Source organism: Acetobacter fabarum (assembly GCF_011516925.1).
Classification (GTDB): Bacteria; Pseudomonadota; Alphaproteobacteria; order Acetobacterales; family Acetobacteraceae; genus Acetobacter; species Acetobacter fabarum.
Genome location: NZ_WOTG01000018.1, coordinates 14079 through 28331 on the forward strand (window position 1 = coordinate 14079; position 14253 = coordinate 28331).

The 14253-nt window shown below is 61.3% G+C and carries 16 protein-coding genes and 1 riboswitch; of the genes, 10 read left to right on the forward strand and 6 right to left on the reverse strand.

Annotated features, from left to right (window positions below):
- The first annotated feature begins 28 nt into the window (after positions 1 to 28).
- From speE to gcvP, 4 genes are all read left to right on the forward strand, one after another.
- Positions 29 to 901: a polyamine aminopropyltransferase gene (gene speE, locus GOB83_RS13035; RefSeq protein WP_165926386.1), complete on the forward strand. Its 873-nt coding sequence runs from the start codon at positions 29 to 31 to the stop codon at positions 899 to 901.
- A 50-nt stretch (positions 902 to 951) separates the two neighbouring features.
- A riboswitch (glycine riboswitch) is annotated at positions 952 to 1042 on the forward strand.
- A 162-nt stretch (positions 1043 to 1204) separates the two neighbouring features.
- The gene (gcvT, locus tag GOB83_RS13040; protein ID WP_086647273.1) at positions 1205 to 2341 is read left to right on the forward strand and encodes a glycine cleavage system aminomethyltransferase GcvT; all 1137 of its coding nucleotides are present in this window, start codon (positions 1205 to 1207) and stop codon (positions 2339 to 2341) included.
- Positions 2342 to 2410: 69 nt separating this feature from the next.
- Positions 2411 to 2776, forward strand: a complete 366-nt coding sequence (gene gcvH, locus GOB83_RS13045; protein WP_086647277.1) for a glycine cleavage system protein GcvH — start codon at positions 2411 to 2413, stop codon at positions 2774 to 2776.
- Positions 2777 to 2903: 127 nt separating this feature from the next.
- Entirely contained in the window at positions 2904 to 5789 is a 2886-nt protein-coding gene (gene gcvP / locus GOB83_RS13050; RefSeq protein ID WP_165926387.1) for an aminomethyl-transferring glycine dehydrogenase, read from the forward strand.
- Positions 5790 to 6281: 492 nt separating this feature from the next.
- On the opposite strand, the gene GOB83_RS13055 is transcribed toward gcvP, so the two are convergent.
- Together GOB83_RS13055 and GOB83_RS13060 are read right to left on the reverse strand one after the other, a co-directional pair.
- On the reverse strand, positions 6282 to 6458 hold the full coding sequence (locus GOB83_RS13055) for a hypothetical protein (protein WP_165926388.1): 177 nt from the start codon (positions 6456 to 6458) through the stop codon (positions 6282 to 6284).
- A gap of 15 nt (positions 6459 to 6473) precedes the next feature.
- Entirely contained in the window at positions 6474 to 6629 is a 156-nt protein-coding gene (locus tag GOB83_RS13060; protein ID WP_165926389.1) for a hypothetical protein, read from the reverse strand.
- A gap of 62 nt (positions 6630 to 6691) precedes the next feature.
- Here GOB83_RS13060 and GOB83_RS13065 point away from each other — a divergent pair, with 62 nt between their 5' ends.
- Both GOB83_RS13065 and GOB83_RS13070 read left to right on the forward strand, forming a co-directional pair.
- A complete protein-coding gene (locus GOB83_RS13065) occupies positions 6692 to 7027 on the forward strand; it encodes a hypothetical protein (protein ID WP_086647356.1) in 336 nt (111 codons plus the stop codon).
- A 131-nt stretch (positions 7028 to 7158) separates the two neighbouring features.
- On the forward strand, positions 7159 to 7824 hold the full coding sequence (locus tag GOB83_RS13070) for a TetR/AcrR family transcriptional regulator (RefSeq protein ID WP_086647357.1): 666 nt from the start codon (positions 7159 to 7161) through the stop codon (positions 7822 to 7824).
- A gap of 85 nt (positions 7825 to 7909) precedes the next feature.
- Here the strand turns inward: GOB83_RS13070 and GOB83_RS13075 are convergent, their stop codons facing one another.
- The 4 genes from GOB83_RS13075 to GOB83_RS13090 form a co-directional block, all read right to left on the reverse strand.
- Entirely contained in the window at positions 7910 to 8551 is a 642-nt protein-coding gene (locus GOB83_RS13075; protein WP_165926390.1) for a CHAP domain-containing protein, read from the reverse strand.
- Between the two features lie 313 nt (positions 8552 to 8864).
- Complete coding sequence (locus GOB83_RS13080; protein ID WP_086647359.1) at positions 8865 to 9215, reverse strand: RidA family protein; 351 nt, start codon at positions 9213 to 9215, stop codon at positions 8865 to 8867.
- Between the two features lie 96 nt (positions 9216 to 9311).
- Positions 9312 to 9986 carry a nucleotidyltransferase family protein gene (locus tag GOB83_RS13085; protein WP_233129213.1) on the reverse strand — a complete coding sequence of 225 codons (675 nt, stop codon included), beginning with the start codon at positions 9984 to 9986 and terminating at the stop codon, positions 9312 to 9314.
- Entirely contained in the window at positions 9971 to 11080 is a 1110-nt protein-coding gene (locus GOB83_RS13090) for an XdhC family protein (protein ID WP_165926391.1), read from the reverse strand. Before GOB83_RS13090 ends, GOB83_RS13085 begins: the two co-directional genes overlap by 16 nt.
- Before the next feature lie 124 nt (positions 11081 to 11204).
- Here GOB83_RS13090 and GOB83_RS13095 point away from each other — a divergent pair, with 124 nt between their 5' ends.
- The 4 genes from GOB83_RS13095 to GOB83_RS13110 all read left to right on the forward strand — a co-directional run bounded on the left by GOB83_RS13095 (position 11205) and on the right by GOB83_RS13110 (position 14038).
- Complete coding sequence (locus tag GOB83_RS13095; protein ID WP_194301403.1) at positions 11205 to 11618, forward strand: host attachment protein; 414 nt, start codon at positions 11205 to 11207, stop codon at positions 11616 to 11618.
- A 100-nt stretch (positions 11619 to 11718) separates the two neighbouring features.
- Positions 11719 to 12396: an MBL fold metallo-hydrolase gene (locus GOB83_RS13100; RefSeq protein ID WP_165926392.1), complete on the forward strand. Its 678-nt coding sequence runs from the start codon at positions 11719 to 11721 to the stop codon at positions 12394 to 12396.
- Between the two features lie 49 nt (positions 12397 to 12445).
- Positions 12446 to 12967, forward strand: a complete 522-nt coding sequence (locus GOB83_RS13105; protein ID WP_086647365.1) for a DUF192 domain-containing protein — start codon at positions 12446 to 12448, stop codon at positions 12965 to 12967.
- Between the two features lie 84 nt (positions 12968 to 13051).
- A complete protein-coding gene (locus tag GOB83_RS13110) occupies positions 13052 to 14038 on the forward strand; it encodes an NAD-dependent epimerase/dehydratase family protein (protein ID WP_165926393.1) in 987 nt (328 codons plus the stop codon).
- The last annotated feature ends 215 nt before the right edge of the window (positions 14039 to 14253 follow it).

Here is a 14253-nt window from a genome sequence, read left to right on the forward strand (position 1 = left end):
CGTGCCGTGCATGGCAAGGATGGCTGAGATGGCTGAAAACTGGATTGAAGAAACCCTGTACGACAACTGGGGCCAGCGCTTCCGTGTTGTTCGGGAACTGGCGCGCGTTAAAAGCCCGTTTCAGGATATTGTTGTATTTGAAAGCGATTCTCACGGTCGCGTCCTGCTGCTTGATGGCGTGGTGCAGATTACCGAACGGGATGAATTCGTTTATCAGGAAATGCTGACCCACGTGCCGCTGTTTACGCACAAGGCTCCGCGCCGGGTGCTGATTATTGGCGCGGGTGACGGTGGCGTGCTGCGCCGCGTGCTGGAACACCCCGGCGTGGAAAAAGCCGTGATGGTGGAAATTGATGGCGCAGTCATTGAACTTTCCAAACAGCACCTGCCCTCTATTGCGGGCGATGCCTGGACCAACCCGCGCGCTGAAGTGATTGTGGGCGACGGGATTGATTACGTTGCCAAAGCAGCCGATGGCTCCTTTGACGTGATTATTGTGGATAGCACAGACCCCATTGGCGTGGGCGAAGTCCTGTTTACTGACAGTTTTTACGAACACTGTGCCCGCGTGCTCAGCGCGGAGGGGCTTATTGTCAACCAGTGTGGCGTGCCCTTCATGCAGGCCGATGAACTGTTTGAAACCAGCGAACGTCGGGCCAAATACTTCCCCCATGTGTCTGCCTATGTGGCGGCTGTGCCGACCTATGTTGGCGGGTTCATGACTCTGGGTATCGCCTCCAAGGGGCCAAACCCCGCCGGGCAGGATACAGCCGTTGTGCGCACCCGTGCCGAACAGGCTGGTATTTTGGGTAAAACCCAGTACTGGACGCCAGAAATCCATACCGGCTCCTTTAACCTGCCGCCCTATATTGCCCGGCACCTGCCCGGCGCAAAGGCGTAATCTACCCCGCGACCGTGATTGACTCGTAAGGGAAATAATGTCACGGTCGCACCCGCGCAGAGGGAGAGACCAGCCGTAAAAAGCTGGCGCCGAAGGAGCAACCGCCCCGGAAACTCTCAGGCAAAAGGACCCTGCGCTCTAAACTTCTGGAGAGAGGTGCGTTCGCACCCGCCGACGGGATAGCGATCTCAGGCAAAAGCACAGAAGGGGCAGCGGACGGTCCGGTCCGAAGCTCCGTGTTTTTGTCCTGTGCCCGGCATGGGGTGCGTGCGGAGTTTGGGCCTTTTTTGTAAGGCGGCGTGCATGGGCACCGATTCTTCTCTCCTCCATACTCCTCTCCATACCCTGCATCAGGATTTTGGCGGCAAAATGGTGCCGTTTGCAGGCTATTCCATGCCGTTGCAATACACGGATGGCATTATGGCCGAGCACCGCCATGTGCGCGAACAGGTGGGCCTGTTTGATGTCTCTCACATGGGGCAGGTGCGTATTCGTGCACGCTCTGGCAATGTGGAGGACGCAGCCCGCGCGCTGGAACGTCTGGTCCCTGCCGATATTGTGGGCCTTAAAACCAACCGGCAGCGTTATACGCAGTTCACCAACACATCGGGCGGTATTCTGGACGACCTGATGGTGATCGCGCAGGAAGAATGCCTGCTGCTGGTAGTGAACGCCGCATGCAAGCAGGCCGACTTTGCCCATATGCAGGATAATCTGGCCGACTGTCTGGTTGAGCAGCTCGAAGACCGCGCCCTGCTGGCCCTGCAGGGCCCACTGGCGCAGGACGTGCTGAGCAGCTTTGATGCAGATGCCGCAACCATGCGCTTTATGGATGTGTGCATGCTCGAAATTGATGGCGCACGCTGCATCGTCTCGCGCTCGGGCTATACGGGGGAAGACGGGTACGAAATCTCGCTCTCCGCCAAGGATGCAGACCGCGTGGCCCGCCAGTTGCTCCAGCACCAGCAGGTCAGGCTGATCGGCCTTGGCGCGCGGGACAGCCTGCGGCTGGAAGCCGGGCTGTGCCTGTATGGTTCCGATATTGATGAAACCACAACCCCGGTGGAAGCAGCACTGGAATGGTCTATCCAGAAGTCCCGCCGCACCGGTGGCGCACGTGCTGGCGGCTTTCCGGGCGCGGATATTATTCTGGAGCAGCTTGAAAAAGGCGTAACCCGCCGCCGCGTGGGCCTGCTGCCAACCGGCCGCGCCCCCGTGCGCCACGGTGCCCCCCTGTATGCAGATGAAGCCTTGGCCGACAAGGTGGGCGAGGTGACATCCGGCGCATTTGGCCCCACGCTGGAGGCCCCGGTTGCCATGGGTTATGTGGCCACCCCCCATGCCGCAGTAGGTACGGAGCTTGTGGCGGAACTGCGCGGGCGTGGCGTGCCATCCCGCGTGGCGGCTCTGCCTTTGGTGCCTGCGCGCTTCAAGCGGTAAAGCGCTTTTTTCCTTTTCAACATGTTTTCAGGCAGGCCCCGGTTTGGGGCCTTACGGAGTATTAAGGCAATGACCCTGTATTTTACGAGCGAACACGAATGGCTGCGCGTGGATGGTGATACGGCCGTGGTGGGCATTACCCAGCATGCAGCCGATGAGCTGGGTGAACTGGTGTTTGTGGAAACACGGCCCGCTGGCACGCAGGTCAAGGCGGGCGAAGCCGTTGCCGTTGTGGAATCGGTCAAAGCTGCATCCGACATTTACGCCCCCGTGGATGGTGAGATTGTGGAAGGCAACGCCGCTCTGGCCGATGACCCCTCCACCGTCAGCTCCGACCCGCAGGGGGCGGGCTGGATTGTCAAGTTCCGCCTGAGCAACCCCGCACAGCTTGATGGCCTGATGAATGCCGAGGCCTACGCCGCCTTTATTGGCTGAGCAGCCCCGCTCCACCCCGCCCGCCTGAGCGGCGCGCCCGTATGCCTGCCAGACCGGTGCGCGCATACGGGGTGGGGTGTTCCTTGTTGTTTTGCGTTTACCCGCGTGTATCAGGATCGTTCCCCGCATGTTCTCCCAAGTTGAAAACCTGCCCGCTTTTGCAGGGCTTCGGGCCGATGGCGCAGCCTTTGCCGCCCGCCATATTGGCCCCACGCCAGATGAGCAGGCCGCCATGCTGCGCACGGTGGGTGCCAGCTCCCTTGATGAGCTGACAGCCCAGACCCTGCCCGCCGCCATTCGGGTCGGGCAGCCGCTGGGGCTGGGGGAAGGCTGGACCGAAACAGACGTGCTGGCACACCTGCGCACGCTGGCCGGGCAGAACCGTGTGCTCACTAGCCTGATCGGGCAGGGTTATTACGGCACGGTGCTGCCTGCCGTGATCGGGCGCAACATTCTGGAAAACCCGGCATGGTACACGGCCTATACGCCTTACCAGCCAGAAATCAGCCAGGGGCGGCTGGAAGCACTGCTGAACTTCCAGACCATGGTTACAGAACTGACCGGGCTGGACATTGCCAATGCCTCCCTGCTGGATGAGGCCACGGCAGCGGCGGAAGCCATGGCGCTGGCCAAGCGGGTTGCCAAATCCGCCTCCAACACGTTCTTTGTGGATGCGGACTGCCACCCCCAGACCATTGCCGTGCTCAAAACCCGTGCCGAGCCGATGGGCTTTTGCATACAGGTGGGCAACCCGGCAACGGACCTGAACGCGGCAGACGTGTTTGGGGCCGTGTTCCAGTACCCCGGCTCCTCGGGGCAGCTGACCGACCCGCGTGCTTGTGTGCAGGCGCTGCATGCGGCTGGTGGCATTGCCATTATGGCCGCCGACCCGCTGGCCCTGACCATGCTGGCCTCCCCCGGAGAGCTGGGGGCGGATATTGCCATTGGTTCCACCCAGCGCTTTGGCGTGCCCATGGGTTTTGGTGGCCCGCACGCCGCCTACATGGCCGTGCGCGATGCGTATAAGCGGAGCATGCCCGGCCGCCTTGTCGGGGTTTCGGTCGATAGCGAGGGCCGCCCGGCCTACCGCCTTGCGCTGCAAACGCGCGAGCAGCACATCCGGCGCGAAAAAGCGACATCCAACATCTGCACCGCACAGGTGCTGCTGGCCGTTATTGCGGGCATGTATGCGGTCTATCATGGGCCGGAAGGGCTTAAGGCCATTGCCCGGCGTGTGCACGGGCTTACGTGCACACTGGCTGCGGGCCTGCGCGCACTTGGCGTAACCGTGCAGACCACCGCGTTCTTTGACACGATGACCGTAGATGCGGGTGACAATGCCGCCGCTCTGCTGGCCCGTGCGTGCGAAATGGGCATGAACCTGCGCAATGCAGGGGCTGGGCGCATTGGCATCAGTCTGGACGAAACCAGCACAATCAAAACCGTGCTGGATGTCTGGTCCGTGTTCTGCGCCGACCGCGACCGTATGGGGCATATGGCGCTCAAGCTGGAGCAGGCCGCCTCGACCGTGCCGGAAGCGCTGGTCCGCCAGTCTGCCTTCATGCGGCAGGCGGTGTTTGGCTCCTGCCGGTCCGAGACGGATATGCTGCGCTACCTGCGCCGCCTGTCCGACAAGGATCTGGCGCTGGACCGGACCATGATCCCCCTTGGCTCGTGCACCATGAAGCTGAACGCCACGGTGGAAATGCTGCCCATTACGTGGCCCGGTTTTTGTGACCTGCACCCCTACGCCCCGGCTGATCAGGCGCAGGGTTACCAGAGCCTTCTGGCCGACCTTGAGCGCTGGCTGTGCGCGATCAGCGGGTATGATGCGGTGTCCTTCCAGCCCAATTCGGGCGCGCAGGGTGAGTACGCGGGTCTGCTGGCCATTCGGGCCTACCACCGTGCGTGCGGGCAGGGGGAGCGCAATGTGTGCCTTATCCCGGCCTCTGCCCACGGCACCAACCCCGCTTCCGCCCAGATGGCGGGCATGAGCGTGGTGGTGGTCAAATGCGATGGTGAAGGCAACATTGACCTGGAAGACATGCAGGCCAAGGTTGCTGCCCACGCGGCGGACCTGTCCGCTGTGATGATCACCTACCCTTCCACCCACGGCGTGTTTGAAGAAAACATGCGCGCCATCTGCGACATGGTGCACGCAGCCGGTGGGCAGGTTTATGTGGATGGCGCAAACATGAACGCGCAGGTCGGCCTTGCCCGCCCGGCGGATTATGGTGGGGATGTCAGCCACTTCAACCTGCACAAGACCTTCTGCATCCCCCATGGCGGGGGTGGTCCGGGCATGGGGCCCATTGGTGTGCGTGCCCATCTGGCCCCGTTCCTGCCGGGTAATCCGGCGGATGCGGCGGTGGATGTAGCCGTGAGCGCTGCCCAGTTTGGCTCGGCCTCCATCCTGCCCATCTCATGGGCGTATATCCGCCTGATGGGGGATGAAGGGCTGAAGCGCGCAACGCAGGTGGCAATCCTGAATGCCAACTACATTGTCAGCCGTCTGTCCGATGCGTATCCGGTGCTGTACCGTGGGGCCAAGGGGCGGGTTGCGCATGAGTGCATTCTGGACCTGCGCCCGATCAAGGACAACGTGGGCGTGACGGTGGATGACATGGCCAAGCGGCTGGTGGATTACGGGTTCCATGCCCCTACGGTCAGTTTTCCCGTTGCGGGCACGTTCATGATCGAACCGACTGAATCCGAAGGCAAGGCCGAGCTGGACCGCTTTTGCGATGCCATGCTGGCTATTCGTGAAGAAGTGCGTGCGGTGGAGCAGGGTACGGTGACAGCCGAGCAGTCCGTGCTGCGCCACGCACCGCATACGGGTGCTGCGGTTACGGCAGAGGTATGGGAACACCCCTACAGCCGCCAGCAGGCGTGCTTCCCCCCCGGTGTAAACCCGGCCACCAAATACTGGCCCAACGTTGCCCGGATCGACAACGTATACGGGGACCGCAATCTTGTGTGTTCCTGCCCTGATATTGCGGAATGGATGGAATAATCACAGCCCGCACCATCGGCTAGCACCATCGGCTAGCACCATCGGCTAGCACCATCGGCTAGCACCATCGGCTCACAACAGGGCGGTTCGGGGGTTTTTCTCCGGGCCGCCCTTTGTGTTTGTGGGACGTGCGGTGCTCTGGCTACTTGCGATTTCAGGGGAGGGCGGGCCGCAATGCCAATGGCGTAGTGGTGTGTGCGGCAGTGTGTTCCTGGCGTTGCGCTCGCCTTACCTTACGGGCCTGCACCGCAGGTTAGGTAGTTGGGCCTTGCTCCCCTTGTGTGGGCATGTGGCGGAGGTTCTGGCCAGTCAGTGGCGTGGTTTTTCAGGCCCGGGGTTTGTGTTTGACACAGGTTGGAGCGCAGAATAAAAACGAAACTGTCTCGTTTCTTAAAATACCGGTTTAGCCTGTCTTTACCTGCGGCAGGCGGCTGCTCCCATGCCAGAGGATGCAAGAATCCGTGCCAGTCTTGGCTGAGTTATCCAGTTGTTTCACGCCAGTGCCAGTGCCAGTGCCAGTGCCAGTGCCAGTGCCAGTGCCAGTGCCAGTGCCTGGGATGCCTTTGTGGCGCCGGGGCTTTGCCTCGTTTTGCAATTTTCTGCGCGGCAGGTCTGGTCTGGCGGGGCGGGTGCATGTGCTGGCACATACCCCGCTGGCAGTGCGCTCACATAAGGGTGGCAGGGCTATTGCCGGAGGGCTGGCAGCCACATTCTGGCTTGTGGCGCACCCTGCTCTAGCCCAGCAACCACAACCACAACCACAACCACAACCACAACCACAACCACAACCACAACCACAACCACAACCACAACCACAACCACAGCCACAGCCACAGCCACAGCCACAGCCTGTAGCGCAGCCGCTGGTCTGTGCGCCCAATGATGGTCGGCTGAGTGTGCGGGTGGAAGAGCTTGGTGCTGTGGTTGGCTACCAGTGGGGGCGTGGCACGCTCGAACTCGGCGGGCATACCTACCAGATTGTGGCGCGTGGTGGCGGGGTGCTGGCCGTAGGGCATGCCTTTTTTGCCGCAGCAGGCTGTGTAAGCAACATTACCCGCCCCGAGGATTTTAGCGGCACGTACTGGACAACCGGGGGCAGTGCGGTTGTAGGGCAGGGGCGTGGGGTCCTGTTTATGGAAAATGCCCACGGCGTGGATGTGCATCTGGCCGAGCAGGCGCGGGGTGTTCTTATGTCCTGGCAGATTGCCCGGCTGGATATGGAGCTTATTCCCGACTGATCCAGCCCGCAGGGCCATAATCTGCTACGTGTTCTACCTTATGGGGCTGGCGCTGGCTTTCCTGCCATGGGCAGAGGGAGTAATGTGGGGCAGACGTTTTTTGGCAAACAGCAGATGGGTTAACCGGGTTTATGGCAGACGGAGTAACACATACGGGCGGCCGCCCATCGCATGAGGCGGCGGAAGAGCTGGACCGTACGGTTATTGCCACAGCCACCACAGCGTTCATGCGCGCAGGGTACGCCGGAACCTCTGTTGAGCATATTGCCAAGGTTATTGGCTGCTCCAAGGCGACCATTTACCGGCGCTACCCTTCCAAAAAAGAGCTGTTCAGGGCCGTGGTGCACGAGCGCTGCCGGGAGCTTGTTGGCATTTTGCAGGTTGAGCCGGGGAGCATGGCCAACCCGATGGATGCCATAAAGGATATGCTGCGTCGTTTTCTGGATTTTCTGCTGGTGCCCGAAACGGTGGAAACCTACCGGATCCTTATTATGGACTGCCAGCAGTTTGCCAGCATTACCGAAGATCTGGACCGGGCCATAGAACCATTGCACGAGCGGATGAAAATGTTGCTGGCCAAGGTACTGGGCTGGCCAGATACGCCGGAAAACCGGGCCGAAGTTGCGGTGCTGGAAATGAGCCTGCGCGGTCTGGTAACAGGCTGGCCGCTGCACCAGATGCTAAGCGGGCGCAAGCCGTTTGCAACCGATGCCGCCAAACGCCACTTTTTTGAGGCAAGCTGGAATGTGCTGGAAAGTGCGGTGCGTGTCCGCATTGCCTCTGGTCCGCCAAAATAGGGCGCTGGCGTTAAAAGCCGGGCAAAAAAATACCCCGTTCAGGCTGGCTGAGCGGGGTATGGGCGCGTAAGCGGTGGGGAACCGCTTACGGGAGGGTTGCTACAGGCTGTGCGCCTGCGGGTGCCTGCGCCAGCTGGGTTGCTGGCATCTTGTTGGCCCATGCGGTCATGACTTCCTGCTTCAGGCTGTCAGGCGTTGCATTTTTGCTGGCCGAATGGGGGTAGATAAACCCGTAAGTGGGGTAGATGGAGCCGTAGCTGTTGCGGTTGTTCAAGGCAACGCGCACGGCAGACCAGTCATTGTTGGGAGACACGTCTATAACAGACACGTTGCGGCTGATACCGGCCTGCGCCCAGTGGGACTGGTCAATAACAATGGTGCGGCTGTCCACAATGTTGCGCACAACAGCAACGTGGCCAAGCGGCATGCGGCGTGTGGCGCGGAAGTTGAGAACACTGCCTGCCTTGGGTTCCAGCCCCCGGTCATACACACCGGCGGCATTATGCCACCAGTCACGCGCATTGCCGTGCAGGACCACATCGGATGCGGACTTGGCGTAAGCCACGCACTGGATCACATGGCCGGAGCTGCGGTGGTGGTGGCTGGAAGCCGTGTGCACATTGCGGTGAGCCGTGCGCGCCTGAGCAGAACAGGTGAAAAAGGAAGCAGTAACAAAGGACACAACGGCCAGCGTAAGTTTTAGCTTTTTAGACCGTCCATCCTGCATCGTGTCTGCCTTTCCCTGGCTTGCTTTAGTTTAGGTCAGCTGCATGTTCTGTGGTCAGGTATAAACATCAATGCAGATCAGGCAAGCGTTGTTTGCGCGGCAAAAACGCGAAAGTGACTGTTTGCCAAAAAGAACCGGGTTGAAAATGAAAAATAGGAATTAATTCCTATCATCTGTCACGAGATTGCCTTAATTCGGCATGGCAGGGCGGATTTGGCGAACAGGGGATAAAAGCCGGGCTGATTCTGATTCGGTGCATCTGTGACTAAAAAACCACGCCCCGCAAAAGGCCAGCCCGGCAGGTCAGGTAGGCTTATTTGGTGGTGACCAGCATGATTTCAACCAGCATGCGCGGGTCGGCCAGAATACCCTGCACACAGGCGCGGGCCGGGGCCATGCCTTCTGGCAGCCAGGCGCTCCACAGGGCGTTCAGCTTGTCGCGGTCGTTAATGTCCTTCAGCCAGATCTGGGCCTGTAGCAGGCGGGTGTTGTCGGTCCCGTGCTGTTCAAGCAGGGCGTCCAGCTGTGCCAGTACGTCGCGGGTCTGGCCTTCCACGTCCTGGTCCAGATCGCGGGCTACAACACCCTGAGTGTACACAAAGCCGTGGTATTCCACTGCTGCGGACAGAATCGGGTTGGGGTTGGTGCGCAGGATTTTGCTCATGAAAAAACGCTTCCTTAGTGGATTATCGGAATAACAGGCGCATGCGCCTCTAACGCACATGCGGTTCCACAGTTTTCGGAGCGATCGGGGCTGCGGTCAACCGGGGGGCGGCACCATACGGGCAAACTGGTCCAGTCTGTCGGGGGTATCAAAGTCTTCCAGCAGGGTTGCCGGGGCGGGCAGCAGGCGCACGGCAGGCCCAAGTGCGCGCAGGATGGCCCGCCCGCCCTGGTCCCCCGTAACCCCGAGCAGTGCGGCAAATTCGGTGCTGGACCACACAACCGGGTTGCCGGGCTTGTTGTGCCTTTGCGCGGCTACAACCGGGGCTTGAGTGGTGTGCTGCTCATAGAGCAGGGCGTTCAGCAGGTGGGTGGGCACAAGGGGCATATCGCCCAGGCAGACCAGCAGGCTGGTGGCTGGCATGGCCTGTGCCGCGCGCACACCCGCCCGGAGCGAGGCAGAAAGTCCATCAGCCGCATCCATCACGCAATGTGTGCTCAGGCGTGTGCCATATTCGGGCAGGGCGTGGGTCAGTTCGGCCAGTTCGGCCCGGTTGGGGGGGAGCAGCACCAGCACATGGGCGGCGGCACTGCGCAGGGTGTTGCGCAGGGTGCGTACCAGCATGGGGCAGCCCGTAGCGTCGGGGGCGAGCAGCTTGTGCTGTGCCCCTGTGCGGGAGGACTGGCCCGCAGCCAGCACAATGGCCAGAGTTCCGGCGAGTGTTCCTGCCCGCGTGCCGTCCTGCGCGGGGGGCATCAGGGGTATTGCCACCCGCGCGCCTGCGCCAGTGGGGCCTGCCTGCGCACGGCTACAATATCGGCCAGAATGGACAGGGCTATTTCCTCCGCGCCTACAGCGCCTATGGCCAGCCCTATGGGGCCTCGGATGCGGGCAAGTTCTGCCTCGGCAAAGCCCAGCGTGCGCAGGCGCTCCATGCGGCTGGCCTGCGTTTTGCGCGAGCCCAGTGCCCCAATATAGAATGCGGGGCTGCGCAGGGCCTCCTCCAGCGTGGGGTCATCCAGCTTGGCGTCGTGCGTCAGGGTGGCAATGGCGGTCATGGGGTCTATGCCCAGTGCCTGCATGGCTTCGTCCGGCCATTCGGTCAGCAGGGTCTGCCCCGGAACAAGGCCGGGAAAACGTTGGACCGTGGCCAGTGCGGAGCGCGGGTCAATGACAATGGGGGCCAGCCCGACCATGCTGGCCATGCGCGCCAGAGACTGGGCAATATGCACCGCCCCCACAATAAGCAGGCGTGGGGCGGGTACCAGAGGCTGCACAAACCATTCCTGCCCGGTGGCATCTGCCTCCGCCCCGCTCCGGCCGTGTTGCAGGCGGGCATGGGCTGCGTTGCAGATTTCGGGCGGGCAGGTACCAAATTGCACAGTGCTGCCTTGCTCTGTTTGCACAACAAGTGCGTGCTGTGTGCCATTGTGCAGGCGCACCAAGGCCGCCGCCTGCCGGTTTGCCATGCACGCACAGACCTGTTCGAGCAGTGCAAGGGGGAAGGTTCCGGTGGGGCTGGCGGGGGAATTTATGGCTTCCACCTGCACGTCCAGCCGCCCGCCACAGGCCAGCCCGACCTCCCACGCACGGGCGCTGCTTACGCCATATTCCAGCGTTTGTGCGGGGCTTCCGGCCATAATGTCCTGCGCGTGGGTCATCACATCGGTTTCCACGCACCCACCGCTGACCGAGCCTTCCACCGCACCGCGCGCATTGATGGCCATGCAGCTCCCCGCAGGGCGGGGGGAGCTGCCCCACGTGCCGGTTACGGTGGCAAGGGCCACAGGCTCACCCGCCCGCGCCCAGGCCAGTGCATGGTCCAGTGGGGTCAGGAGTTGGGGAGGGGGGGCTGGAACTGTCATGATCGTTGCCTATATCACTGTGCACACAGACTGCCCATTGGCAGCAGAACAGGCCAGAAGCGGCGTGGCTGCACAGCAACAATGGGAACGGGCTGTACGATTTTGGAACAAGGACATATTTTCCATGACTGAAGAAAGAGACGGCCTGATTGTTTACGTTGCTGCTGATGGCGGCAAAGTGCGCTTTTTGCACGATGCGCAGGGCGAAATGCGCGACGTAACGGACCTTAAGGCCGATGGCCATGAAGACACCCCCGGCAAGCTCCCGCCCGAAACCGACCCCCGCACAGCGGCCAAGGAAGGGTTTGCCCGTAACGTGGCCGACCGTATTAACGCCATGGTTGCCCACGGTGCCAACGTGGCGGGCTTTGTGATTGCGGCTCCTGCACCCATTATGCACGACATCCGCGCCCATCTGAGCAAACCTGCCGAAGCCAAGGTGATCAAGACGCTGATCAAGGACCTGACCAACATTCCGGCCCATGACCTGCACAAGCATTTTGACATCCCGGCCACAGGCTGGGTGCTGCCGGGCTAAAAAAAGCCTTAAGCCGCAGACAGAAAGCTGCCAGATGGTTCCGTCTGGCAGCTTTTTTTTGGCATACTGGCCAGAACACGGCGCAAAAGAGAGGTCGCATATGCAGGTTTCCTACCCCGGCATGCAGCTACGCATCGTTCCGGTTACCCCGTTCAGGCAGAACTGCTCCATCCTGTGGCACGAGGGCACGGGCGGGTGCATCATGGTCGATGTGGGGGGAGATGCGGATGTGCTGCTCGACTTTGCAAGCCGCAAGTCCCTGAACGTGGAGGCCATTGTGCTGACCCACGGCCATCTGGACCACGCCGGGGGTGTTATGGCCCTGTGCCGTGGGCTGGAAGCACAGGGCAAGCCCCGCCCGGCCGTGATCGGGCCGGATGAGCGGGATGCGTTTCTGCTCTCCTCCATAACCGATCAGGCCCGCCATTTTGGCCTTACCGGGCTGGAGAATGCCTCGGTCGATCGCTTTGCGCGTGATGGCGAGGTGCTGGACTATCTGGGCTGCCAGCTGCGTGTGGTGCATGTGCCGGGCCATACGCCGGGGCATGTTGTGCTGGTGGACGAGCGCGCCCGCTTTGCCTTTGTGGGGGATGTGCTGTTCCGTGGTTCCGTCGGCCGGGCGGATTTTGCCTATGGTAACGGCGCACAGCTTATAGAGGGCATACGCCAAAAGCTGCTGCCGCTTGGGGATGATATTGTGATAGTCCCCGGTCATGGTGGATTGTCCACACTGGGCGCGGAGCGGACGGGTAACCCGTTTTTGCAAGACGCGCATTGAGTGCAGGAGAAAACAGGACGTGAAGAACAAACAACTGTTCGGGCTGCTTATGGCCGCGCTGGTGGGGAGTGCGGGTGCAACATGGGGCCTGCCCGCTCTGGCGGATGATGGAGAGCCCACGCAGGCCCAGCCGGTTCTGCCCAAGGAGCCGCTGAGCATTGTCTCTGCTTCGGGCAGGCATGTTTTCTCCGTGGAGCTGGCAAAAACCCCGCGCCAGCAGCAGGTGGGCGAGATGTTCCGCACGCAGGTGCCAGCCGATGGGGGCATGCTGTTCCCGTGGGGTGCGCCCCAGCAGAGTGATATGTGGATGGAAAACACCCTTGTCCCGCTGGATATTGTTTTTATTGGCCCCGACCAGCGCGTGCAGGCGATTGTGGAAAACGCAGTGCCGCAAAGTCTGGCCCATATCAGCAGCCACGGCCCCGCACTGGCCACGCTGGAACTGGCCGGTGGCGTAACCGCCAGACTGGGCATTATGGTGGGGGATAAGGTGGAGGCGGCCTCTCTGGCGCCGGCAGCCCCGGTTGCCTCCGTGCCACAGGCAGCCCAGCCAACCACAAAAACGCCCTGACGCGCCGCCCCTGCTCCGCTAGAAGCGCCTGACATGGCACCGGGCTGGCGGAGCTTGGGTGCGCTTAGCTCACGAGGCGGGACTTTGACCTTTCTGGTAACCGGTGCAGCCGGGTTTATTGGTTTTCATGTTGCACGGGCACTGCTCGAACGCGGCGACCGGGTGATCGGGGTTGATAACCTGACACCCTGCCCCGACCCGAACCTGAAAAAAAGCCGCCTGCTCCTGCTGGAGCAGTATCCCGGCTTTACCCTGCATGGGCTGGATATCAGCCAGCCTGATACCCTTATGGCCCTTGCTGCCAGGGAGCCGCATATCCGCGGTATTTTCCACTTTGCAGCACAGGCCGGGGTTCGCTACTCGCTCGAAAACCCTTATGTGTTCGCCGATGCCAACGTGCGCGGGCATGTTGCCGTGCTGGAGATGGCCCGCAGGCTACCCCGGCTGGAGCATCTGGTTTACGCCTCCTCCTCCTCCGTTTACGGCCGCAACAACAAGCTTCCTTTTTGCGAGACAGACCCCGTGGACCAGCCGGGTTCGTTCTATGCCGTTAGCAAGCGCAGTGCAGAACTTACATCCTCCACCTACAGCTACCTGTATGGCATCCCCCAGACCGGGCTGCGGTTTTTTACCGTGTATGGCCCGTGGGGGCGGCCGGATATGGCCTATTACAGCTTTGCCCGCGCCATTATGGAGGGGCGGCCCGTCCCGCTCTATAGCGGGCGTGCCCTCTCGCGCGATTTTACGTTTATTGCGGATGTCGTTTCCGCCGTTCTGGCGGTGTTTGACAAACCCCCGGCATCTGGCGTGGCCCGTGTGCTCAACGTAGGCAGCCAGCGCCCCCAGAGCGTGCGCAAGCTCATAGAGGTGCTGGAGGAGGTGCTGGAAACCAAAGCCCTTATTGACGACCAGCCCCGCCCGGCAGCGGATGTGGAAAAAACATGGGCCGACATTACCGCCATCCGCCAGCTTACAGGCTGGCAGCCGCGGACCGAGCTGATCGACGGCGTGGCAGCCTTTGTCCGCTGGTATTGTTTTTATGGCTCCGCGCCTCACATGGACATTTTGTAACATATTTAATGAGTGGATTTATGGTGATTTTGGGTGTGATTTTGGGTTTGTGAATCGGGGTAAGTGTTGGTTTTCTGTGGGTTTACGGGTTTTTACGGTTAGGGGTTGACGGGTTAGTGTCTGGGGGTATAGAAGCTGCTTCACCGAGACGAGATGACCTTGGCGGTTTCGGAAGTTTCTGCTAAGGTTTTTGGCTCTTTTGGTCTTTGACAAGA

Bases quoted from the DNA above. Each gene is read 5' to 3' on its own strand.
- GOB83_RS13070 (WP_086647357.1), top strand. From the start codon at position 7,159: ATGGCAGACGGAGTAACACATACGGGCGGCCGCCCATCGCATGAGGCG.
- speE (WP_165926386.1), top strand. From the start codon at position 29: ATGGCTGAAAACTGGATTGAAGAAACCCTGTACGACAACTGGGGCCAG.
- GOB83_RS13100 (WP_165926392.1), top strand. From the start codon at position 11,719: ATGCAGGTTTCCTACCCCGGCATGCAGCTACGCATCGTTCCGGTTACC.
- gcvH (WP_086647277.1), top strand. From the start codon at position 2,411: ATGACCCTGTATTTTACGAGCGAACACGAATGGCTGCGCGTGGATGGT.
- gcvP (WP_165926387.1), top strand. From the start codon at position 2,904: ATGTTCTCCCAAGTTGAAAACCTGCCCGCTTTTGCAGGGCTTCGGGCC.
- GOB83_RS13095 (WP_194301403.1), top strand. From the start codon at position 11,205: ATGACTGAAGAAAGAGACGGCCTGATTGTTTACGTTGCTGCTGATGGC.
- GOB83_RS13105 (WP_086647365.1), top strand. From the start codon at position 12,446: ATGGCCGCGCTGGTGGGGAGTGCGGGTGCAACATGGGGCCTGCCCGCT.
- GOB83_RS13090 (WP_165926391.1), bottom strand. From the start codon at position 11,080: ATGACAGTTCCAGCCCCCCCTCCCCAACTCCTGACCCCACTGGACCAT.
- gcvT (WP_086647273.1), top strand. From the start codon at position 1,205: ATGGGCACCGATTCTTCTCTCCTCCATACTCCTCTCCATACCCTGCAT.
- GOB83_RS13075 (WP_165926390.1), bottom strand. From the start codon at position 8,551: ATGCAGGATGGACGGTCTAAAAAGCTAAAACTTACGCTGGCCGTTGTG.
- GOB83_RS13080 (WP_086647359.1), bottom strand. From the start codon at position 9,215: ATGAGCAAAATCCTGCGCACCAACCCCAACCCGATTCTGTCCGCAGCA.